A 23,844-nucleotide genomic window follows, 5' to 3' on the forward strand; every position below is an offset into this window, starting at 1 on the left:
ATCCAAGTTGTCCAAGCAAACAACGGGGGCCTTTACACTACCGGGCGAATCCGGTTATGAGGCACTGACCTTAGAGTTAGCTGAACGGTGGGGTGCCGATGTCATCCGTGACAGTGACGGTACACAGTTGTCCGATGAGATTATCAACGCAGGATACGGCATTTATTCTACAATCTGTATCATCAGAGATCATAACGAATGGGCTTCTCAAAACCCTGATAAGCTACAGCAGAGCTTTTTAATAACCAATCCTAAGGTAGCGGTCGAAGATTATTTATCGATCTATTTAATGGAAGATTTTTTCGCTGAACAATTCCGAGTGAATGACTCCAAAGAGGCGTTTAAATACTGGCAGGTTTTTGACCGAACGACCGGCAATGAGATTCCAAAGGAACAGTGGAATTATGAACGGGAATCAGGAAATGTAGTCATTACTGGAATTGCGCCTTGGCACAAATATACGGTCAGCTTCATGGTCTACCGGATTTGGGAAGAGATCTCCATGTACAATCACACCACGAATCACTGGGAAAAAGAACATCTGATGCAGATTGACCCCATCTATGTTGAAACGCAAAAGTATCTGCTCAACTGGATCGAAGATTGGTGTCAGCATCATAAGGAAACAACGGTTGTTCGGTTTACATCCCTATTTTATAATTTCGCCTGGATCTGGGGCAGCAATGAGCGTAACCGCCATTTGTTCTCGGACTGGGGTTCATATGATTTTACCGTAAGCGCTAGAGCACTTGATCTGTTTGCTCAAAAATATGGGTATTCGCTCACGGCCGAGGATTTTGTGAATGGTGGAAAATATCGTGTCAGTCATATCCCGGCGCAGCAGCGCAAGCTGGACTGGATGGCATTTATCAATGATTTTGTCATCGAATTTAGTAAGAAATTAATTGATATTGTGCATGGACACGACAAGCTGGCATATGTCTTCTATGATGACAGTTGGGTTGGCATGGAGCCTTACAATGATCGTTTCGAGGAGTTTGGCTTCGACGGGATGATTAAATGTGTGTTCTCAGGGTTCGAGGCAAGAATGTGTTCAGGTGTAAAAGTAGATACCCATGAGATTCGGCTGCATCCCTACTTATTTCCGGTTGGGTTAGGTGGACTGCCTACCTTTAAGGAGGGAGGGAACCCTACATTAGATGCCAAAAAATATTGGATTAATATCCGGCGTGCTCTACTCAGAGAGCCTATAGATCGAATTGGATTGGGCGGATATTTGCATCTTGTAGAGCCTTATCCGGATTTTTGTGATTATATCGAAAAGATTGCGGGTGAATTCAGAGAAATTAAAGAGCTGCATCATAAAGGTAAACCGTATCATATAAAGACGAAGGTAGCCATTCTGCACGCTTGGGGTAAATTGAGATCGTGGACCTTGTCCGGGCATTTCCATGAAACGTATATGCATGATTTGATTCATATCAACGAGGCTTTATCCGGATTGCCGATTCAAGTACAGTTCATTGATTTTGAGGATATCCGTCAGGGAATTTTAAAAGATTATGATGTGGTGATCAATGCCGGATCTGCTGGTTCAGCATGGAGTGGTGGAGAACACTGGAGGGACAACAAGTGCGTGGATCTACTGACAAAATGGGTCTATGAAGGTGGTACTTTTATAGGTGTGAATCAGCCTTCGGCGCTTGAAGGGTATGACAGCTTTTTCAGAATGGCACATGTGCTCGGTCTGGATGAAGATACAGGCTCCAGAGTAGCGCATGGAAAATGGACATATGAAGTGAAGGATGAGTTTGGTTTAGTGCCTGCTGGGGCTAGCATAACACCCAAAAATAACATTTATCTTACCGATGGAGCAGCAGCGGTTGTGAATGAAACGGATGGGCTGATCACTCTATCCACGCATGACTTTGGTAAAGGAAAGGGGATCTACCTTCCTTCTTTCACATTCAGTTTTGAAAATACAAGGTTGCTGCTGAATTTGATTCGGTTTGCGGGTAATGAGTTCACGGAGACCAAGTACATTACGGATAACTTATATACAGAGTGTGCTTATTATCCAGAAAGCAAAATCCTCGTGATGATTAACAATAGCGATCAGCTTCAAAAAACTACGATTCATACGGAATATGGACAGCAAACCCTGGAATTAGATCCTTTTGACACGATGATTAAAATGATTGGGGATTAATAATATCGGCATAGGAACGGAAAAACCATTCATGGTTATAACATTTAAAAGCTCAAGCTGCGGCTAACCTGCCGATGCTTGAGCTTTTTGCTGTAAAGCGAATATGCTATACGTTGAGTTTGCAGTCTATTTTAATACTAATTTAGGAGTTGCAATACAGCTTGAGGATTCTGATTTGCTTGTGCCAGCATTGCTTGGGCAGCTTGAGTTAATATGTTGGTTTTTGTGAAATTCATCATTTCTTTAGCTATGTCCGCATCACGGATACGTGATTCTGCCGAAGCTAAGTTCTCTGCAGAGTTTTTCACATTGTTCAATGTGTGCTCCATACGGTTTTGTAATGCACCATACATCCCTCTATAGTTTATTACTTTTCCTATGGCTTTATCTATTTGAGCTAATGTCTTATCAGGTATACCGGGTGGCAATATTCCCATATTTGCAATGCCCAATCCTTGAGAGGTTACATTGAACAGGGGGATGATGATTGTTTGATTATGATTAGCCCCTGCTTGAATATCGAGACTTGGTGGAACATAGTCAATATCCTTTATATCCGTTTTCACTGTTGTTTCAATATGCTTAGTTTCTACTAGTTCATGTGTTAGTTCAAATACATCAAGATTTAATGAAAACGGACCATAATTGAAGCCCAATGTTACACTCGTACCAGAGGGTATAGTGAGTTGCCAATCAAAATTTATTTGTGGTTGACCTGCTGCCGGATTATTAATCGTAAGCTCTGTAGGCGCCAGAAATCCAAGTGAATCATCAAATTTTAAGCCAGCGTTGGCATCTGATCCCGTTAGGTTAAATGAACTTCCTGAAGGTGGATTTATTATGGTATTTCCGGTAGCTAACGGATTTCCTCCTGCATCAGTGATAACTGAATTTATTGGAGGGGCGATTATATTATCTAGTTTAATATTGGCATCGGTTGGATCCATATTATTAATTACATATTTGATTTCCATGGAGTTATCAGCCAGTACAGTCCTATGTCTCATAATTGATAGGTTTGTGCCGGGGAACCACATATGATCCCAGGCAGGATCTGATCCTGAACCACTGCGAGATGTATACTCGATGGGTCTGAAACTTCCATTAACTTCAATATTTTCGTGCATTGAACCGTATACATCACCAAGATCTTTGGGTCCAAAACTGGTTTTATTCATTCCAACAGAGAACCAGTAGGCAGGTGTAGCATATTGTGGATCGTTTGATGCTGTTAACGTTTCATAAACAGTATTATTTATGTCCGTCTTAGTTGTTGTTTCAATATCAATATTATATTCATTATAGCCTGCTCTTCCATCTGGAGAGGCGATTGGAGAAATATTATTGGTATTTGAATATGTATTGGTCGTTACTGATGTATCTGAACTACTAATTACATGTCTTGTTTCTGCTGATGTTCCTTGAGGTTTGTAGACTATACTGTTAGTTACTCTAGTAGTTGGTGGCGGGTCACTGATAGTATAGGCTGTATTACTGCTCGATCGATCAGCAAGTATCGTATAATCATCTCTAGCCAACAAGTTAATTGAATTAAATTCTGTTCTCCTTGAAAGGCTGTCTATTTCTTGGGTAAGTTGTTGTATTTCAGCCTCAATCTGTTGCCTGTCGTTATCCGTATTCGTATCATTTAGACCCTGAATAATCAATTCCCTTTGTCTTTGTAATATATCATTTATCTCTTGTAGGCCGCCCTCTGCTGTTTGAAGGAGTGAAGCGCCGTCCTGTATATTTCTGGATGCCTGATCCAGTCCTCTAATTTGTCCCCTCATTTTTTCAGATATTGACAATCCTGCAGCATCATCAGAAGCTTTATTGATGCGTAAGCCTGATGATAGATTTTCCATACTACTAGAACCAGCTTTAGCATTTTTCCGTAACAAGTTATTTGTATTTAGAGCAGACAAATTGTGCATTATTATCATAATTGATACCTCTAGGAGAAATAATGTGAATTCCCATACATATTATCACAATAATAGATATTGCGTCCATGAATGCATTAAAGCAGCTTTGCAGAATGAATCGGCTTATTTTTTTTTGGATTTTTTTAAATCCTTACTATATTTGAAAAGTTTTATTTATATGAAGACCCGGGTTAGCCATTCCGAAATTAGATAATCCCTATCCGATGAAACTCTAGGAGGTGTTTTTTTATTATGAAAAAAGGAAAGAGCATGCTCTCAAAGATGAACCTTATTAATGAGGTAGGCGCTTACGTTAATACAATCGATCAATTGTATAAATCTAGCATCCTTAATCGTAGAGGTAAGACAACGAATGGCGAATTATTCACAGAAGTAATTGCTGAAGAATTGTTGAGATTGGATATAAAAAATCGGCTGAAAGAGATCAATGAAGTAGTTAGAGAGAGTGGGTATCGTGTGATCACGCATGACGGGGTTGTTACTACCGGGCACAAGGAAGAGGATTCTAATCGAAAAGAAGAGAGAGTTGCTATTCAATTATTTAACTTAAGTCAAAGTGGAAAAATATTTAATGGTATTGGAAGGATTATGGACTATCAAGTCCCTTTGAAAAATAGTAGTGCGGATAAGGGACTAGGTAAGATTGATTTAATTTCTTTGGTGGATGATTGTATGGTTCTGATCGAATTTAAAATTAATGAAAATAGAGAAACCCTCTTAAGATGTGTGCTTGAAATCGCTACATATTATCAGGTGCTGTCAAAGTCCAAGTTTTTGAATAGTTATTCGAATGAATTTGGATCACCTAAACGCATAAAGAAAGCGGTTTTGATCGTTATAGATTCCTTACATTATAAGGAAATGTTGGAACTTCGTAATGGGGAAAGAAGGCACTTGGAAAAGCTTATGGATACGCTGGAAGTCCAAGTGTTTTGTATGGATCCTGTAAGCTTCGAAGTGCAGACTCTATAAAAATATGTTCACAATATCTTTCGCAATTATGAATATAACTAAACTCTCCCTTGCTGAGCATAGCCTGCCTCATCCATTATTTAACTAAGAAATGATTTGCAGCGCCATAAAAGATTGGAGACGATGTTTATTCATGAGGGACTTTGTAATCCGAAATCCGAAGGATGAAGATGCGGAGCAAATTGAAAGCATGGACTTTGTTCTAAAAATGCTATATCTGTACCATGGAGATCTGGATAAGCGAAATATGTTCTGTGCAGTGAGTGGCGACGGAGAGGTTCTGGCCGTTGCTCATCTGATGGAGCATGATACTTTTCATGCGGTTGGACATGATAAAGACCCAAACTTCAAACGATATCTTAATTACGAAATTATATTTGCAGAGAACGCAGAGGATGAAGGTATCAAAGCTGCACTGATTGAAGCATTAATCGGACGGGTCAAAGAAATTAAAGCTGGGTATCAAGAGAAACGCATTATCATGGCTCAATATCTCGACACAGATGATCTCGAAGAGTTGAGCTTCTGTCTAGCGCGTGGATTTACGATTTGCGATACGATTGTCGTATATAAATATGACTTGAGTAGGGAGATTCCTAAGTATCCTTTACCAGAAGGGGTTCTGGTGAAGCCAACTGCACTGAACAATAGTGAAGCTCAGGAACAATATCGTCAAGCTGAACTTGCTTCCTTTGACGGTGTGGCTTGGAGCTTGAATCACTTGGGATGGATGCAGGGATCTCCCGAAATCGTTAATTTCTGCGCGTTTCATGGCGATCAATTGATCGGCAACACCTCAACCTGGAGAATCACCGACGAGAGAAGTGCAACGGAGAATGTATTCGTCATTCCTGAATGGCAGAAAAAAGGTGTCGCTCGTAACATCATCTGCACCGCACTGAATTATCTAAAGCAGCAGGGCAAAACAATCGCTACTTTGGGCACGCATGGAGATAATAAGAAAGCTATTAGGCTATATACTCAGATCGGTTATGAGTTGTGCTGTTCAAGATTTACCGTTGGCTATGAAATCGATTAAGTAAGTTACTAGTTGAACAGCGATTGCTTGCTACTAAGCTCTGTAGAGTTTCTACAGAGCTTTTTATTATTGTTATAATTCATTTCAATATTTTACCGCCTATGTTACTATGTCTACGATCATAAAAGGAATAATTTAGAAGATTGGGTGGATTTAATGGAAATCGGTGCTGTAACTTTGATTGTAAAAGACATGGAAAAGATGGTCACATTCTATCGGGACGTCATGAATATGGCTATAGAATGGGATGGTGGCGTATTTACCGGGGTTCAGCTAAAGAGTGGTGTATTTTTTAATTTGTGTCAGCGGGATGCGCTGAGTATTTCAGGACTAGGTTATCCCAATGGGTTGAATGGGACAATGGAAGTCTCATTTGGCGTTCTCTCACCTGAAGAGGTCGACAAGGAATTTGAGCGTCTGGTGAAGGCAGGTGCAACTCCTATAAAAGAACCTATTTCACAGCCCTATGGGTTGCGTGAAGCTGTTGTGGCTGACCCAGAAGGCAATTTGCTTGAGATCGTAGCTGGCATTCCACAAGAATAATTGGATATATACAATCACCAGAAAGGAAGAATTGCTCTTGAGAACCTCTATAACTAATGTAAACTGGCTTGAACACCATGAAATCATGGATGAGCTACTCTATCATGAAGCCAGCTTAACCACGCATCCGATGGATGATGGCTTTGAAGCTGAGGTTCTAAAGATCAACCTAGATCAGGAAAGCTATGTCTTGAAAACATGGAGTAAGAGCTCCAAACCAGATGTTCAGCTTCAATACCGTTTATTGGAAGTCCTGTCCGAACGAGGGGTAGCCGTCTCTAAACCAGTGGGTTGGGGAATCAATCCGGATGGGAATAAGGTGTTGTTAACAAGCTTTGACGGAACGCCAATTCATAAAGTGAATAATAAGACAATGAAGGAGCTCGCGAGCATTTTAGCCAGAATTCATCAAATAGATATCGCTGAGCTGGAACATATACAACTACCTAAGTACGATTTCATCGACTACTTTTTTCCTGAAGTGAGAGAGCATACAGACCTTAATCAAGCTGTGATTTCTCTAGTGGAGCAAACGCCTATGAAACAAGATCGTATCATTCATGGAGATTTTCATTTAGGAAATATAGTAGAGGAACAACAGCGATTTACCGTCATCGATTGGACGAACGGCCAGTTGGGAGACCCTAGATATGATTTTGCATGGTCACTTATTCTGCTGAAAGTCCACATCTCCGAGCGTTACGCTGATATGTTCCGTTCTGCTTATCTATTGGAGAATTTTATGGAGCAGGAAGAGCTTGAGGTCTTCGAAGCATGGGCTTGTCTTAGATGGATCTTGCTGAATAGACGAGGTAGTACACCCAAAGGGCCTAATGTAACGAAGAGGGTAAAGAGCATACTAGGAAGTAATCGCTTCCTGAAAGATTTGGATTTCCAAGGGTTTAAATGAACTTCATCTTAAAAAGAATTACAATACAGACCGCAACCCTTTGCGAGGGCGGCGGTCTATTTACGTTTGTTCGCTGCTTTCATTCAATATTCAGTTTGGGTGTTTATAATGCTTTTTATGAATCGGGGGATGTACTTGTGTAGGACTTCAACTGTGTAAAGGAGGTTTTCCATGGTAAGGGCAATTCAAAAAACATTGTATCTCATACTGGCATGCTTCATAGGACTGTTTATCGCTTCCTCCTTTTTTATCCGGGCGAAATATAATTATTTCGTATATGGGGACACGCCCGTTTTGGAGAAGCAACAGCTCGGCCTTTTTATTCTAGGGATTGTGGTGGTGCTGGCGTTAAGCGTTATTTTGTATAAAATATGCCTGAAGCTTAATCAGTACAGTTGGAAAATCGTCATTCCTGTCACATTTCTATGTTCTTTTGCCATTCAGCTCGTGATCATTTTTCTATCTCCTCGCTTGCCGACGGATGATTCGCAGACGGTGCTTTCACTGGCACTTGATATGCTGTACAGGAATGATTATTCATCTTTTGACACGACGGGTTATCTGCATATGTTCCCGTTTAACTTCTCGATTGTTGTGTACTTAAAGACGTTGCTACAGTTATTTCCGGATAATTACTTGGTGATCAAAGTATTCAATATTCTATTTACACTCTTAACCTCGTTAATGATTTACCTGCTGTATAAAGAGCTCAAGGGTAAGTCTAAGGATCATGATTATGGCATTCTCGTGTTTGCCGCTACCTATATCCCTTCTTTGTTTATGAGTAATTTAATTTATAACGATGTGATCGCGACTGCCTTTCTGACAAGTGCTTTATATTTTGCCGTGAAATTTATCAAAAGAAAGTCCTTAAAGGATATTGTCTTCGCAGCCATCTTCCTGGCAGTCGGCAACTATTTCCGAAGTATCGGTGTTATTTTTCTGATTGCTGTGGTAGTCAGTCTTTTGTTCAACATGCGTGCGATCGGGGTGAAAAAGGCTCTAAGCGCGTTGTTTATTACGGCTTTATTGTTTAATGTTCCAGGTTGGACGCAAAATGCTGTGCTGCAGGCGACGAATGTCGTAGATGAACCGATTAACGAAAATTCCGCACCGGTCCATATGTGGCTGAATATGGGGATCAATCTGGAGACGTTTGGATTCTGGGATAACAGGGAGAGCTACGCTATCTATCAGCAGGATGCAAATTATAATAAGGCAGAAAGTACGCAGCTATTTAAAAAGGAAATCAGCCATAAACTCTCTGAGGCGAGCCTAAGCGACGTAGTGAAAATGTATTATAAAAAAATCGTTTGGACCTGGACAGAAGGAACCTACCAGATGGAACGATATGGACTTGGGAATGATGGATCATCCAGTAACGGTGGAAGAATGGGCTTTGTCATGGACCATTATAGCTACACTAATGCTGCTACGGATCTATTTAAGGGGGATTCGAGCTACCGCAGCGGGCTACTGTGGTTGCTGTATGTCCTGAATTTTCTGATGTATGTTTGTATACTCGTTTGCTTAATCGGTGGAATAAGAGCCAAAAGATTTGAAGAGACCTCTTTGATTCTTGTGGTGCTGGGCTTTATCGGATTTTATCTACTATGGGAGATTAAGTCTCGATATATTTACCCGGTATATCCGCTGCTGATCGTGTTATCCTACATGGGTTTTAAAGATGTATATGATTATATGTTAAAAAGATATTTTCCACGTTGACCATGTTTGCTCGGAAAGAGGGGGTTCAAAGATGCGGATCAAGCGATATCTCGCTTTGCTCATAGTAGTGCTTAGTTGTTCCATGGTGCTCGTCTCCTGTGATGCCATTACCGCGCAGAAGATATCAAGTACAGATTCTGGTTCAAAGGCGAACGGGGGACAGGGCTTTAACGGTGGTCGGGGTAAAGATGGAGGTAGCTCTCCCGGCATGAATGGCGGGACAAGAAGAAACGGCAACCCAGATACGGATGGCGGTGGCGCACAAAGTGGGCGGCAGTGAATAAATTTCATCAACTTGCCCCAAGCCTACGAAGATTAAGTATGATAGGATAAGGTTACATTTAAATTCCCCGCGGGGGTAAGAAAAGAGAAAAGGGAGCATCATGAGAATCATTATATCACCTGCCAAGAAGATGAAGATGGATACTGATTTTATGGATTGCCGCCATATGCCGCAATTTATAAGTGAATCCCAGACGCTTCTGGCCTTATTACAAAAGTTGGATTATGAAGAAGCCAAATCGCTATGGAAATGCAATGATGCCATCGCCACGCTGAATGTGGAACGGATTCGGGATATGGATGTATCACGGAATCTTACACCGGCTATCTTTTCTTATGAGGGTATCCAGTACCAGTACATGGCACCTGGGGTACTTCAAATGGAGGAGCTGGAATATCTTCAGCAGCATTTACGGATATTGTCCGGGTTCTATGGTATTGTCCGGCCGTTTGACGGCGTTGTTCCGTACAGGCTGGAGATGCAGGCTAAGCTTAGCGGACCAGGTTTCAGCTCTATCTACGAGTTCTGGAACAGGAAGCTGGCGGATGAGCTATTTTCGGAGAGTGACATCATTCTGAATCTGGCCTCCAAGGAATACAGCAAGTGCATCTCTCCGTATGTTGGCGGAAACGTTCGAATGATTAGCTGTGTATTCGGGCAGGAAATCGGCGGTAAGATCGTTGAGAGAGCGACTTTGGTTAAAATGGCCAGAGGTGAAATGGTACATTTCATGGCTGAGCGGCAAATCACCTGTGTGGAGGGTATCAAAGCCTTCGACGGGTTTGATTTCAGCTTTGCTGATGAGCTGTCGGATGAGAGTACGTATGTGTTTATACAAAAAAAGAATGAATAGAGTAAGTAGTACTACGGGTAATCTTGGAGGTGGTTGAACAACCAGCTTCAGGGTTACCTTTATTTTTGATTAGCGAAACTATATGGGGAATTCTAGTTTTTTAAAGGGGATAGATTGCGGTATAGAGAATAAAGTCCGGATGGAATAAGAACAGGTGAAAGAGGAGGGCTTATGATTTTTAAAAGAGATCCATTGGACAAACAGAGCTTACTTAAAGAATTGGATTCACTAGGCTATTCCGACAGAGTCAAAAAAGTAGCGATATTAGGCCGTGATCATCTTGGATCTGTCCAGTACTCCCAATTACTAGCCTCCTTGCTGGAGGATGGCGTTTATGAAGCACGACTTGCCTTAATTGGTGCCATTGCAACACATGATGCCCCTATTATTCTGTCAGCCCTGCGGCATCCCATGGCAAGTATCAGAAATACGGCTGCGGGTCTTTTGGCAAAGGTGGCTTCAGATGCTGATATTGAACGTGAGCTCCCCGATTTATCATATGATTGCCGCCGTAAGCTGCTGCACAGTATTTCACAGATTAACCGTCAGGAATTGGCGGAACGTTTATTACCTGTGGTGTACGACCGATGGGGAGCGGAGGAGGCAGCGATTGTACTGCAGGCCTGTTACTCGGAAACAGTTAGTAAGTGGCTTGCTGATATAGGATATGCCATAAAAGACTGGAAGAAACTAGCCAGCAGGCATCTTGACGTAGTAGCGGAATATTTTGAAACAACGCTAGAAAGCACACCACTCAGGGAAAAGGGATATGTCTGGTGGAGGTTCTCATCAGCTATGGAGATTCTATGCAATCTGAAGGCAGATCTGGTACTTGCATGTGCGATGAATCATGGACCCGAGGGTATCATACATCCTGCGTTAAAGGAACAACTTGGCACGCTAGTACGCCAAAATCCGAATATGGTGTATCAGCTGCTGACACGAACGGAGTCGCGGAGCGATCTGATTTCTTATGGTGTGCCTGAAGGGGTACTACAAAGAAAAAAATATTTATCCATGAATCAATGGATTGAGATAGCGAAATTACTCGCAGATCACCCAATGCATTTAGCGAAGTTGCTGCATAATATTGCACCTTCCAACCGCCAAGTGATTTTTGATGCCGTGTATGAAGAAGATAAACGCCAAGACCATGTTTTTCCGGAAAGATTACTTTATGTATTACCGCATGCCTTGCGTGACAAGGAAGCCACCCGGATGCTTGGCCTTCGTGAAATCAATGATGACCGGGAGAGAACAATCAGACTCACCGCTTGCCGTTCGATTCTTCATTCAAGAGCGGGGCTTGAACAAGCAACAAAGGTATCCAGTTCAGAAGAACGTTCCACGGCGCTTATGCAACTGATCAGAAGTACGGTTCTGTCGAGACAGGGTATGCATGAGACTTTGGTATTTTTGGGCCGGATTAGAAATGAGCAAGATCCTGTTCGAGGTTTTGTGTTTAAGGAGCTTTCAGAAAGTCCTGCATCTGTGTTCACCGATGCCCATGTACAAGAACTTACTATGCTTGTTGATAGTGTTATAGATGCCAGAGATACTTCATATGGTACGAAGTTTTCCGTTCAACAACTGGCATTTGCTATTCTCCGGCATAACGCATTAAATCCTCACAGTGAGTTGTTCAAGTTCTCTTTAAATACGATCCGGAAACTGGCCCAGCAGAACGGACAGCTTTCACTTCCATCATTGGAGAAGAATTTACCCCAAGGAGTAAAAGAGGTCATCTTTGATGAAATCTATACATTAGCTGTACAGGGCAACAAAAGAGAAGACTACAATCTGGTGCTTAGCCTGGCTAGCTCATTTGGTAAAAGAGGTTACGGCATCATAAAACTTCAGAATCTGTTAAAGGAAGCAACGAGGGCAAAGGCAGATTCTACAGCCATACAAGCGGCCAGATACTGGCTTGCGCCTCGTACAACACGTGATGCCAGAGTTAAGGAATTATTAGCTTTAGATAAATCGTATATTACGATCCATGAAGTATTCCAGCATCTGCATCTGAAGCGTCAAGAATGGCTCGATCCTTTTATTTCAGGGGCTGTCATTAAGGGCAAGTTCCTATCAGGCAAAACTATCTATCTTGTGCCGGCCGCGGATGGATTCCACAGATGGCTGCCACGTCAGCAACAAGCATTAAGTGCCTTATTAGAAAAAATTGCATACGATGCCAAACGTAATCTTTGGGAGCGTGCAAGAGTTATTAAGATCATGGCAAGCATGCCTGATCTCGGTTCGGATAGGTTACTTGGGCTTATGCAGGATAAGGAAGTAACTGTAGTAGAAGCTGCACTTCATGCCTTTTCACTTATGGAAGAACCGGAGAAGGCACTTCCCATTCTGCTGGAGAATCTGGATGGGGACCGGGCACGTGTAGCCATGTACTCGATACCCAGATGCATCCGCAGGGTGAATCCGGTGTTACTGGTTACCATGCTGAAAGAGCTTCTGAATCGGGATAAGCTGAAGATCACTGTCAGAAAAGAGGCCATCCGCTTACTGGGTGCTTATAGAAGCGATGACAGCATTCCGCTATTGATGAACGAGTTCGAGAAACCAAATGCACACAAGGATGTAATCATTGCCATAGGGCATGCTGCAAAACAGCTTTTAGATGATGAGCGCGCTTGGGAGATTTTAAGTGCAATGGCTGCTTCATCAGAAAGTGATATCGCAAGAAGCTTGTTATCCCAACAGCCTAATGATCTTCCGCTAGACTATAGACTTCGCTATTTAAAATTAATCATTGAAATCGGAAATCATCCGGATGGGTTTGTCGGCAAGTATGCTTTCAGTTCTATGATGTGGTGGACCAATGGAAATGAAGGCATTGTTGCAGCTGCCACCGCTCAGGCTATTATGGATTTGGAAGACAGCAACAGATGGGAATTTGCCATGAACACGCTGATACAAACCTGCCGCGATGGTAAGATCAATGAGGTTGTAATCGGCGTTTGTCAGAAATTAGCTAGTGCGGCGATAAGGGATGAATGGAATGCAACTACCAGTAGAGATTTGCCTCATCGGCAACGTCTCCTGAAACTCATCAACCAGCTGAACGCTTTGCCAACAATCACCCGGGTGCACCTTAAACCTTTGTATACGGGATTGATTGAGTGTCTAACATCGGATGAGACTTTACAGCAAGTTGTGATGAGGCTTTATATAGCAATAATAGACTGGAATAATGTGAAGGAATCCGCCGCTTATTTGAATCAGATGGTTAACTGTATTTCAAATCAGCCGCAGCTGTTGAGCGATGCCTACAAGCAGGTTGCGTATAATTTAAAAGACAGCACAGGCTACTGGAGTCCGGAGACTTTATTGGATATTGTAGATGTGCTAGGGTCTGAGGGGAGTTACGAATCTCAGTATATTGGACTTTCGTTGCTTGAGGTTGCCGGAAGTGCTCTACTCTGGAGTCCAGAGTCTGCAGAGCGTTTGAGGGTGTACAGAAATCACACGAATATTGCGGTTCGCTCACTTGCGCTAAATATTTGGACGGTGATAGATTAGTTTTCATATTTTTAATAAAATATAAACACCAAAAAAGCTCAGGCTACAATTCGACCTGAGCTTTTTTGGTGTTTATTCAATTAAGCTTCCATCTTCTGCGCCGTATAAAGGCGGTGGTAAAGACCTTTTTGTGCGATAAGCTCATCATGTGAGCCGCTTTCTGCGATGCCTTTGTTAGATACATACATAATGCGGTCGCAGTTTTTTACGGTGGACAGGCGGTGCGCGATAATGAATGAGGTACGTCCTTTAAGGAGCTCATTCAGACCTTTTTGCAGCAAACGCTCAGTCTTCGCATCGATCGATGAAGTGGCTTCATCTAATATGAGAATTCTCGGATCAGCCAAAAGCGTTCTTGCGAACGAGATGAGCTGCCGCTGTCCCTGAGACAGCTTGGAGCCACGCTCGTTGACCTCTGTCAGGTAGCCTTGATCGAATTCACGGATGAATTCGTCGGCGCAAACAGCTTTCGCGGCAGCGATCACTTCTTCCTCGGTGGCATCGAGTTTACCGTAACGAATATTGTCCAAGATCGTACCGGAGAAGATGAAGCTGTCTTGTAGCATAATCCCCATCTGGCTGCGCAGGGACTTCAGCGTAACCTGCGAGATATCCTGATCGTCTATAAGAATCTTACCGCTTGAAATATTATAGAAGCGCGAGATCAGATTGACGACTGTAGTTTTGCCTGCACCTGTTGGTCCCACTAGAGCGATGCTTTCTCCCGCTTTGATCTTAAAGGAGATATTCTCTAGAATATTGAGTCCTGGGTCATAGGCAAAGGTCACATCGTCGAAAGTGACATGGCCCTCTACAGGTCGCAGTGTCTTCGCATCCGGAATATCACTTACGGTAACGGGCTCATCCAGCGTCTCGAAGATACGCTCGAGATAGGCAACGGCGTTGATGAAGTTATTGTACAGGTTCGAAAGATTCAGAATCGGCTGCCAGAAGCGGGCAGCGTAGCTGCTCATCGCCAGAATGACGCCGAGGGTCATGTCTTGTGGACTCAGTGTTAGTAGGCCTACAAGGAAAATCAATGATGTAACGATCGTAGACAAGTTGTCTACGGAGAACGGAATAAGTAAGTTGTAACGTTGAGCCTTCATCCATTCTGTACGGAAATTACCCGCGAGACGTGTGAAGATTCCTTCGTTGCGTTGTTCCCGGGAGAACATTTGCGTCACACCAATACCGCTGATACTTTCTTGCAAATAGGCGTTCAGGTTGGAGCTTTTATTGGATACTGCTTGCCAAGCCCGGCGTTGCCGAGTTTTGATCAGCATCATGATGACAAAGAATACTGGCAGCCCTGCAAGGATGACAAATGATAGACGCACATCAACAGCGAACATGAAGGCTGCGATAAAGAGCAAATTCACGATTTCTAGAATAAAGTTGATAATACCATTGGATAACACATCTGAAACGGCGTTAACGTAGTTTACGACCCGGATGAGAATCTTGCCCTGCGGACGGTCGTCATAATACTTGAAGGGCAACTCTTGCAGATGCTTAAACAAATCTGTTCGGATGTCAAAAATAATATCCTGCCCAACACTCGTCATGATACGTGAACGAATGGTAGCCAGATAAACGCTGACCACAATGGTCAGAAGCATCAGTCCAGCCCAGCCCAGTAGCGCAAGCTTCGCTTTTGCCGGAATGGTCACGTCGATCACATGCTGCATGATCAGTGGAGCTGATAGTGAAATGGCCGCTGAAAGTGCACTGAGGATAAATGCAACAATCATTGGCGTTTTCTTTCGTTTGATGTATACCATCGCACGCCGGAAGTGTTTTATATTAAACGGCGATTCCAGATTCTCATCGACGTCGAATTTATTCCTTGCCACTTGCGGTCACCTGCCTTCCAATACCCTCGTTCTGCAGTTTAAACACATCGTAGTAGTAGCCTCGTTTCGCTAGCAGTTCGGCGTGGGTGCCTTCCTCAACCAGCTTCCCGTTATCCAGAATGAGAATACGGTCAGCCTGCGCGGTCGTAGATACACGCTGCGCGATAATAATCTTCGTGCAAGGATAATCCAGCTCGCGTAGACTTTTCTGAATATGCTCCTCCGTCTCAAGATCGACAGCAGAGGTCGTATCATCCAGAATGAGGATCGGACGGCGAACTGCCAAAGCACGTGCTAAAGCGATACGCTGTTTTTGACCTCCAGATAAGCCGACTCCTCGTTCTCCGACAACGGTATCATAACCTTCAGGCATTTTGGTAATGAAGTCGTGTGCGGCTGCGAGCTCGGCAAAGCTTATCGCATCCTCTTCCGGAAGATCAGGATCACCATAGGCGATGTTTCCATCGATAGTATCAGAGAACAAGAGCACATCTTGGGTCGCCATGCCGATATTATCGCGCAGCTCATCGAGCTCCAGCTTTCGGACATCAACGCCGTCGACGAGTACACGTCCTTCGGCTACGTCATAGAAGCGAGGAATCAGGTTGATGATGGTTGTTTTGCCTGATCCGGTCGAGCCCATGATCGCTATGGTTTCACCAGGTTCAACGGTAAAGCTAACATCGTCAAGTACGATAGCGCTGTCATATTTGAAGCGGACATGATCGAACTCAATACGGCCTTCGTAACGGCGTTTGTTAGTAGACGTATGCTCGTTTACGATATTAGGCTTTGCGTAATAGATATCAATGATTTTGGACAAGCTCGCAAAAAAGCGCTGAATGTCGTTGATAATAATCCCAATGTTGCGCATAGGGTTGGATATAGCCCAGATCAGTGAAGAGAAAGCTGTAAATTCACCGAAGGTGATTCGGCCGTTCATAAGGAATAAACCACCTGCCAGCATTAGAATGACGTTGAAGCCCTGAGCGAAGGATTCCAGATAAGGAAAGTAATCAAGCCATACAAGAGCGGCCTTTTTGTTCGCTGTAGAATAATTGACATTCTTCTCCGTGAATTTTTGCACCTCGAACTCTTCGCGGGCAAAAGCCTTAACCACACGGTTGCCTGAAATATTCTCCTGAGTAGTCGTGTTAAGCTGGGAGAGCCGCTCACGCAGGTCAATATACATAGGACGGACGCGTTTAGCGAATATGTAAGCCACGATAAAAATGGGCGGTGACAGGATTAGCATCCACAGCGTTAGCTGAGCATCTATGGTGAAAAAATAGATAACAGCAGCAATGAAGATCGTTAGCGATTCAATGATCGTTTTGAAAATCCATGCCATCGAGTGCCGAACCATATCCAGATCCCCGGTCATCTTGGTCATAAGATCGCCGGTACGGTTACGGTCGTAATATTCTCTGTCCTGTCCCTGAATCTTGTTGTACAAAAAAATCCGGATGTTGTACATCATGTTTTGCGAGGATTTTTCGTACTGCATAGTTGTAAAATAAGCAAGTCCTGTACGCAGTAGAGAAAATCCAATCATGCCGAGGCAGAGCATAATCAATAATTGCCGTTCTTGTGTAAGATTCTGCAGCGCATTGTCACCTGCTATAAACGTATCGACAATGCGCTGACTGATGTAAGGGTTTACAATCGTAAGACTTGAACCCACTACCGAGAGGCAGAGCGCTAGAATGTACCGTGTCCGGTTGCCCTCTAAGTTCTGCCATAGCCATTTCAGTTCGAACATCTGATCACCTGTTTCTGATTGTTCTTGTTTTTTCACTCTTGCCTGAAAAGAGTGAATAAAACAAAGTGATTATAACATTATCAATTGACTAAGTATCGTTTACGGTAAAATTTCCTTGTTACATTATTGTTACAAAAAAATGAACTTATTAATGATGTGAATTTATCCTTGAGTAATGAGGGTTTGCCATTCGGGCTTGGGCGTTCTAATTATGATAAACTGAAACAATGTAAAGTGATTAGGCTTGGTTTGGATAGAGACAGGAGGATGGAGAATGAGCTTTGTTGCTGTCAAAAATGAGTACAAGCGTTACAAAATGGGTGAAAGTGTGATCGTTGCCAACGACGGAATTGATTTTGAGATAAATAAAGGTGAGTTTGCAGTGATTGTCGGCCCCAGCGGTGCGGGCAAATCGACGGTGCTTAATATTCTTGGCGGGATGGATTCTGCTGACGAAGGCCAGGTCATTGTGGACGGTACGGACATTGCCAAGTTCAGTGCCAAAGAGTTGACGGGCTACCGCCGCAATGACGTGGGTTTTGTGTTCCAGTTCTATAACTTAGTGCCGAATCTTACCACACTGGAGAATGTTGAGCTTGCTTCTCAGATTTCCCCGCGTGCACTAGATGCGCGTAAGGTGTTGGAGGATGTGGGATTAGGTGCACGGCTGGATAATTTTCCGGCTCAGCTGTCTGGTGGTGAGCAGCAACGTGTCGCTATCGCCAGAGCGCTAGCTAAACAGCCGAAGCTGCTCCTTTGCGATGAGCCAACAGGTGCGCTAGATTACAATACTGGTAAGCAAGTGCTTAAGCTGCTTCAGGATACCTGCCGTAACACAGGCACTACGGTCATCGTAATCACGCATAATTTGGCGATTGCGCCAATGGCAGACCGGGTTATTGAGATTAATAATGCTAAGGTACGGAAGATGGTAACCAATCCTTCGCCAGTATCCGTTGAAGATATCGAATGGTAAGGAGAAGTCACCTATGAAAAAGCGTGCGTTATGGAAAGATATTTTTCGTGAAATTAGGCACACTAAGGCCCGATTTATTTCGATTTTTGCAATCATTATGCTGGGCGTTAGTTTCTTTTCTGGCATCAAGTCAGCCGGTCCAGATATGCTGGATACAGCCGGAACCTTTTACCAAGAGACGAGACTAATGGATCTGAAGGTGCAGACCAACTATGGTCTGACCGAAGATAACATAGATCTGCTGAGCGATGTACCGGGGATCGATGAGGTCCAGCCGGGTTATAGCGCGGATGTGTTCAGTGGTGATAATGCTTTGATTCTCAAGGTCCATTCCTACAATAGAGATAAACCTCTTAACCAGTACAGTATGATTGAAGGACGTCTTCCGGAGGATTCCGGAGAAATCGTATTGGATGACAAGCTGGCTGGAAAGTATGCGCTGGGCGACAAAATAACGTTCAGCGGAGCTGGAACAGATGCGGAGTTGTCAAACAACTTTGAGACATTGAATTATACTGTCGTGGGCTTTGTGCGAAGTCCTCAATTTATTGAGAAGAGTACCCGGGGCACCAGCGGAATTGGTAAAGGGACGGCGGATGCATTCGCAGCGATCCCAGAGTCGGATTTTAAGCTCCCGGTCTATACGGAAGCCTATCTATCCTTCAAGGATACAACCGGAGTGAAGGCTTATTCACCAGAGTATGAGGGATTGATCGAACAGCATACCAAGTCAGTAGAGCAGGCGATGTCCAGTGTGCCGGAAGCTCGGCTTGCGGAGATGCGCGCGGAAGGCGAGAAAGAGCTGTCCAGTGGACGAGGCAAGGTGGCCGCCGTCGAGAAGCAGCTCGCCGATTTAAAGCGCCAGCCAGAAGTGGTGCAGCAGGGACAAGCTGCAAACATGAAAGCCATTGCTGATGGGCTGGTCTCTGCCAAGGCGGAACTGGCTGCAGGGGAGCAAAAGCTTGCAGAACTAGGGCTCCCGAAGGTCTATGTCACTGACCGCAGTGCCAATCCGGGATATGCCGAATATAAAGACAACGCTGATCGGTTGTCGGCAATTGCGAGTGCGTTCCCGGTATTCTTTTTCCTGATTGCTGCGCTGGTCAGCTTGACGACTATGACTCGAATGGTCGAGGAGCATCGTTTGCAGATCGGGACACTTAAAGCGCTTGGGTATGGCAACCGTGACATTATGGCCAAATTTTTGGTTTATGGTACGCTTGCCAGCTTGACGGCTTCGGTTGCGGGGCTTGTGCTCGGTTTTACCATGTTTCCAACCATTATCTATAATGCGTACAGTTCGCTTTATAATCTGCCGGATCTTATCAAAAGCTTCTATCCGTCGTATTCCATCATTTCCATTATAGTAGCGCTTATCTGCACTACATTGACGGCTTGGATTGCCGCACGTGTAGAGCTGCGTAGCAATGCTTCTGTGTTAATGCGTCCGAAGGCGCCAAAGAGCGGGCAGCGGATTCTACTGGAGAGAGTTACATTTGTATGGAAACGGTTGAGCTTTGTTCAAAAGGTTACTGCACGGAATTTATTCCGCTATAAGCAGCGGATGTTCATGACTGTGTTCGGCGTGGCCGGCTGTACGGCGCTGATTCTGACCGGGTTTGGTCTTAAAGACTCGATCGGCAGCATTGCCCCCCAGCAGTTCGGCACGATTATGAAATATGATGCACTTGTAGCGCTGCATGAAGATGCGTCTGCTGATGCGCGGGATGCCTACGAGCAATTGATCACTGGCGAGTCCACTATAACTGGATCACTAAGTGTGGCACAGGAAACGATGAAAGCGCACAGCAGTGGTGTAAATGATCAGGATGTGCATATGTTCATCCCTGCATCTGTTGATGCGATATCCGATTATGTGGAGCTGCGGGATCGAGTGAGTGGAGAAAAACGCACGCTTTCGGACGAGGGCGCTATAATCTCGGAGAAGCTGGCTAAATTATACGGGCTTGAGCCCGGCGACCAGTTGAATGTGGTGGACAAGGATAACGAGACATTCAAGATTAAGGTCATAGGGATTACAGAGAACTATGTAATGCACTATGTTTATATGACACCTGCGTATTATTCTTCCGTATTTGGACAAGAACCGGTGTTCAACACAGAGCTGCTGAAGTATACCACGCACGATAAAGCATGGGAGGACAAGTTCGGCGAGAAGCTAACGGACAATGAGGGAGTGGCCGCGGTCAGCTTTTCCAGCAACGTAGGTACTGCCTTTGATGACACCATGAAGAGTATGGATGTTGTAACCTTGGTACTCATTGTATCAGCTGCTGCTTTGGCTTTTGTCGTCCTCTACAATTTGACCAATATTAATGTCTCTGAGCGGATCAGGGAACTATCAACCATCAAGGTATTGGGATTTTATGATAAGGAAGTAACGTTGTATATTTACCGCGAGAATATGCTGCTAAGCCTACTTGGTATTGTAGCCGGATCGGGTCTTGGCATTATATTGCACAGCTTCGTCTTGAATACAGCTGAGCTGGATGCGACGATGTTCGCGCCGATTATTAAGTGGCCAAGCTATGTGTATGCCGCACTCTTAACACTGCTGTTCTCAGGCATAGTCATGGCTTTCATGCATATTAAGCTCAAACGGATTCATATGATTGAGGCATTAAAGTCGGTAGAATAGCATCTAGAATACCAAACGTCGCTGATTGGATCACATTCTCACGTACAATGCTGCTATCGGACACAGATGATCTTATTTGCAGTATTTTCCGCTAATGGAGATGTCAACGGACCGCATAGCCGCTATTGGCATGAAAAATACCCTAAATGAATACCTTTTGGTGAAATAGCTTCATTGGAGTCCGAAACGCTGATAAAGAAGCTAGAAATTCGCAAATAACGTCATCTGGGTCCGCAACCCGCGGGGAACGATGATTACGTGGTGTAGGTGATCTACACACTAATACACAAAAGAACAGAGCAGTGATTCTCCATTACCAGGAGAATCGCTACTCTGTTCTTTTTTTGCAATTAGAAGTTTCATTCATAAGTAAAATCTACTTTCGGTTCATATGCAGGATAGGAAAAGGATTCCCCTGTTCATCTAGCGGAGAACGCTCAAAAACTTGAAAACCCATATGCTCATAGAATCCTAAGGCCTGCGGATTTTGTTCATTTACATCAACGTAGCGTACGTTCAGTGTCTGTATAGCATAAGCAACGAGCGATTTACCAATTCCTTTTCCCATTGCAGCAGGTTCTACGAACAGCATTTCAATCTTGTTATCCTGAACCCCTATGAAGCCTAGCGGCTGATCATGATCATCTATAAAAGCAAGCAGATGACTTATATGCTCCATCCCCTGTAAAACCAGTGGGTGCAACGCAGCAATGTCCTGTTCAGATAAGAATAGATGCGTATGGCGCACAGATGAATCCCAAATATTCAGTAGGCGGTATAAACATTCTTCATTTCTATTGGTGATGAGTTGTATCGAGTCCATGTCTTCCCTCGCTATACATATTAATTGGAAGAAGAAGCTATAGCCGCAGTAGATGCGGCTGCAGCAGCCCCAGCAAGAGCAGCTTGCTGTGCGATCACAATATTGGTGATACTGGTGGAGAGCATCGAGGTTACGATCCCATTTTGTACATCCTCCACATATTTAAAGGCTACCAGCGCAGCGGACAGCAGTAGCAATTCCTGCTTTACAATGGACCAGTTGCCAAAGCCTTTTTTGGTACGTAGTAATTCGTAGGTCTCCGAGACTTCCGTAACCATGTCCTTATTGTTGGATGGGAGCAAGGATAGCACGCCCAGCGAGGAAAGTGTAAATTCCTTATCTAACCGGATGCCTTCTGCACGGAACGCATCTCGTAAAGCCAGTACACGGTCCGCTGCTTCTGGAGCTTCTTTTCCAAGAACCAACACTTGTGTTAGAGCTTGCACGCTGTTCCCCGACATAAATTCAGGCTTTAGTGTAGTGTAAAGCTGCTCCATTCGGTCAATGCCGCTGTCCACTTCGATATCGGAAAGGCCGAGCATAGCAGAGAAGATATAATCATCGTGTCCAGTGAGAAAACGGTGTTTCGCTTTCATGCTATCGTAAAACATTTTTGCACGTTCTACCGTACGCTGATACTGATCTGTTGTCGTATTTGCAGCAATTTGGTAAGCGGCCACAACGAGATAATCAGAGGCTCTGAATTTGAGGTCCTTCATTAAGTCATACACGGTGAGCGTGTTTGCAAGCTGTTGTTCCTTGTCAGCAGAAAGAGAGAGCAGCGTAGCGATGCTGATTGCCGAGTTCCCCCTAAACGAAGAAAACATTCCGGTGTTTTCCTTAATAAGCTCGTGGCTCGCACGAATCGCATCCTCATCTGCACTTTTATTCTCGGCTGTATATAGTAATCCCGCCAAACGGCTAACCATAACATTTTGCCAAGGAAAAGCCTTTTTGATCTTCTGCGCGTTCTCTGCGAACAATTCAACCCTTGCTGTATACTGCTCGTTCATTGGACACACCCCTCATTTACCTTTTATTTCATATTATTACGAAGATTCTTTGCTGAGGATTCATTTGATGGCGTGTTTTTTATATTAGGTCCTAATCAGCTCTTTGGCAGACTGTTTGCCTGCCATGAGGAGGTTGTCGCTCAGTTCAGGATTATTTACAGTTCTTGCAAGAATAAGAGAGCCAACCATGGTACTAAACAGTGCGCTACCTTTGGATGTGTCGATTCCAGCCAGAGTGGAGATGAAGGTAACCATCCGCTCTAGTTCCTGCGTGAATACCTGCCGAACTTCTTCAGAGGAACGGGCTATTTCGGCAGAAAGGGCAGGAATAATGCAGCCCATCTCTGTTTTGTCGCGGTGATACGGACTTAAATAATAGTCAATGACAGCATTGATTTTGGGATTCCGCTCTTCCTGGGCAGCAACTTCCTGCAGAAGTGCGATGGTATCGCTGATGGCATACCGGCAGGCTTCGGCGACCAGCTGTTCTTTGTTATCAAAATGTGAATAGAACCCGCCATGCGTCAGTCCGGCTCCCTTCATAATGAATGGAACACTTACATCGTGAATACCATGAGAGCGAAAAGCCTGGGCAGCACTTTCAACAATCTTATTCCGTACTTTTATTTTATGGCCTTTGGGATAGGGCATTATAATCACTCCGTAGCATCATAATTCTACTTTTAAAATATTATAATCATCATAATAAAACCTGTCAATTTAGCGTTTCTGAGCATTGTTAGCTTATGAAAGGATAAACACGGTTGTTGACGG

At 43.9% G+C, this 23,844-nt stretch carries 17 protein-coding genes; 11 read left to right on the forward strand and 6 right to left on the reverse strand.

The window, feature by feature from the left end; all coding sequences use genetic code 11:
* Positions 1–7: 7 nt before the first annotated feature.
* Positions 8–2,170, forward strand: coding sequence for a 1,3-beta-galactosyl-N-acetylhexosamine phosphorylase (gnpA, locus tag QNH28_RS03670; RefSeq protein WP_283910213.1), 2,163 nt, complete (start codon positions 8–10; stop codon positions 2,168–2,170).
* Between the two features lie 137 nt (positions 2,171–2,307).
* Here gnpA and QNH28_RS03675 read toward each other — a convergent pair whose 3' ends face one another.
* Positions 2,308–4,104, reverse strand: coding sequence for a flagellin N-terminal helical domain-containing protein (locus tag QNH28_RS03675; protein ID WP_349655056.1), 1,797 nt, complete (start codon positions 4,102–4,104; stop codon positions 2,308–2,310).
* A gap of 243 nt (positions 4,105–4,347) precedes the next feature.
* Here QNH28_RS03675 and QNH28_RS03680 point away from each other — a divergent pair, with 243 nt between their 5' ends.
* The 8 genes from QNH28_RS03680 to QNH28_RS03715 all read left to right on the forward strand — a co-directional run bounded on the left by QNH28_RS03680 (position 4,348) and on the right by QNH28_RS03715 (position 13,981).
* Positions 4,348–5,088, forward strand: coding sequence for a hypothetical protein (locus QNH28_RS03680; protein ID WP_283910215.1), 741 nt, complete (start codon positions 4,348–4,350; stop codon positions 5,086–5,088).
* Between the two features lie 133 nt (positions 5,089–5,221).
* Positions 5,222–6,127, forward strand: a complete 906-nt coding sequence (locus QNH28_RS03685) for a GNAT family N-acetyltransferase (RefSeq protein ID WP_283910216.1) — start codon at positions 5,222–5,224, stop codon at positions 6,125–6,127.
* A gap of 156 nt (positions 6,128–6,283) precedes the next feature.
* On the forward strand, positions 6,284–6,670 hold the full coding sequence (locus QNH28_RS03690) for a VOC family protein (protein ID WP_283912042.1): 387 nt from the start codon (positions 6,284–6,286) through the stop codon (positions 6,668–6,670).
* A gap of 37 nt (positions 6,671–6,707) precedes the next feature.
* A complete protein-coding gene (locus tag QNH28_RS03695; protein ID WP_283910217.1) occupies positions 6,708–7,580 on the forward strand; it encodes an aminoglycoside phosphotransferase family protein in 873 nt (290 codons plus the stop codon).
* Positions 7,581–7,751: 171 nt separating this feature from the next.
* Complete coding sequence (locus tag QNH28_RS03700; RefSeq protein WP_283910218.1) at positions 7,752–9,308, forward strand: glycosyltransferase family 39 protein; 1,557 nt, start codon at positions 7,752–7,754, stop codon at positions 9,306–9,308.
* 31 nt (positions 9,309–9,339) lie between these two features.
* Positions 9,340–9,588 carry a hypothetical protein gene (locus QNH28_RS03705; protein WP_283910219.1) on the forward strand — a complete coding sequence of 83 codons (249 nt, stop codon included), beginning with the start codon at positions 9,340–9,342 and terminating at the stop codon, positions 9,586–9,588.
* A 103-nt stretch (positions 9,589–9,691) separates the two neighbouring features.
* Positions 9,692–10,444 carry a peroxide stress protein YaaA gene (gene yaaA, locus QNH28_RS03710; protein ID WP_283910220.1) on the forward strand — a complete coding sequence of 251 codons (753 nt, stop codon included), beginning with the start codon at positions 9,692–9,694 and terminating at the stop codon, positions 10,442–10,444.
* Positions 10,445–10,615: 171 nt separating this feature from the next.
* Complete coding sequence (locus QNH28_RS03715; RefSeq protein WP_283910221.1) at positions 10,616–13,981, forward strand: HEAT repeat domain-containing protein; 3,366 nt, start codon at positions 10,616–10,618, stop codon at positions 13,979–13,981.
* Between the two features lie 80 nt (positions 13,982–14,061).
* Here the strand turns inward: QNH28_RS03715 and QNH28_RS03720 are convergent, their stop codons facing one another.
* Together QNH28_RS03720 and QNH28_RS03725 are read right to left on the reverse strand one after the other, a co-directional pair.
* Positions 14,062–15,837, reverse strand: coding sequence for an ABC transporter ATP-binding protein (locus tag QNH28_RS03720; protein WP_283910222.1), 1,776 nt, complete (start codon positions 15,835–15,837; stop codon positions 14,062–14,064).
* Positions 15,824–17,599, reverse strand: coding sequence for an ABC transporter ATP-binding protein (locus QNH28_RS03725; protein ID WP_283910223.1), 1,776 nt, complete (start codon positions 17,597–17,599; stop codon positions 15,824–15,826). The genes QNH28_RS03720 and QNH28_RS03725 overlap by 14 nt, the downstream gene beginning before the upstream one ends.
* A gap of 274 nt (positions 17,600–17,873) precedes the next feature.
* Between QNH28_RS03725 and QNH28_RS03730 the strand changes: the two genes are divergently transcribed.
* Both QNH28_RS03730 and QNH28_RS03735 read left to right on the forward strand, forming a co-directional pair.
* On the forward strand, positions 17,874–18,575 hold the full coding sequence (locus QNH28_RS03730) for an ABC transporter ATP-binding protein (RefSeq protein ID WP_042184895.1): 702 nt from the start codon (positions 17,874–17,876) through the stop codon (positions 18,573–18,575).
* Positions 18,576–18,588: 13 nt separating this feature from the next.
* A complete protein-coding gene (locus tag QNH28_RS03735) occupies positions 18,589–21,234 on the forward strand; it encodes an ABC transporter permease (RefSeq protein ID WP_283910224.1) in 2,646 nt (881 codons plus the stop codon).
* A gap of 376 nt (positions 21,235–21,610) precedes the next feature.
* Here QNH28_RS03735 and QNH28_RS03740 read toward each other — a convergent pair whose 3' ends face one another.
* The 3 genes from QNH28_RS03740 to QNH28_RS03750 form a co-directional block, all read right to left on the reverse strand.
* A complete protein-coding gene (locus tag QNH28_RS03740; protein ID WP_283910225.1) occupies positions 21,611–22,057 on the reverse strand; it encodes a GNAT family N-acetyltransferase in 447 nt (148 codons plus the stop codon).
* 20 nt (positions 22,058–22,077) lie between these two features.
* Positions 22,078–23,070 (reverse strand): DUF4003 family protein, encoded by a 993-nt coding sequence (locus tag QNH28_RS03745; protein ID WP_283910226.1) that lies wholly within the window; start codon positions 23,068–23,070, stop codon positions 22,078–22,080.
* Positions 23,071–23,154: 84 nt separating this feature from the next.
* Positions 23,155–23,721 carry a TetR/AcrR family transcriptional regulator gene (locus tag QNH28_RS03750; protein WP_283910227.1) on the reverse strand — a complete coding sequence of 189 codons (567 nt, stop codon included), beginning with the start codon at positions 23,719–23,721 and terminating at the stop codon, positions 23,155–23,157.
* Positions 23,722–23,844: the final 123 nt, after the last annotated feature.

The sequence above is a fragment of the Paenibacillus sp. G2S3 genome (assembly GCF_030123105.1).
Classification (GTDB): Bacteria; Bacillota; Bacilli; order Paenibacillales; family Paenibacillaceae; genus Paenibacillus_AQ.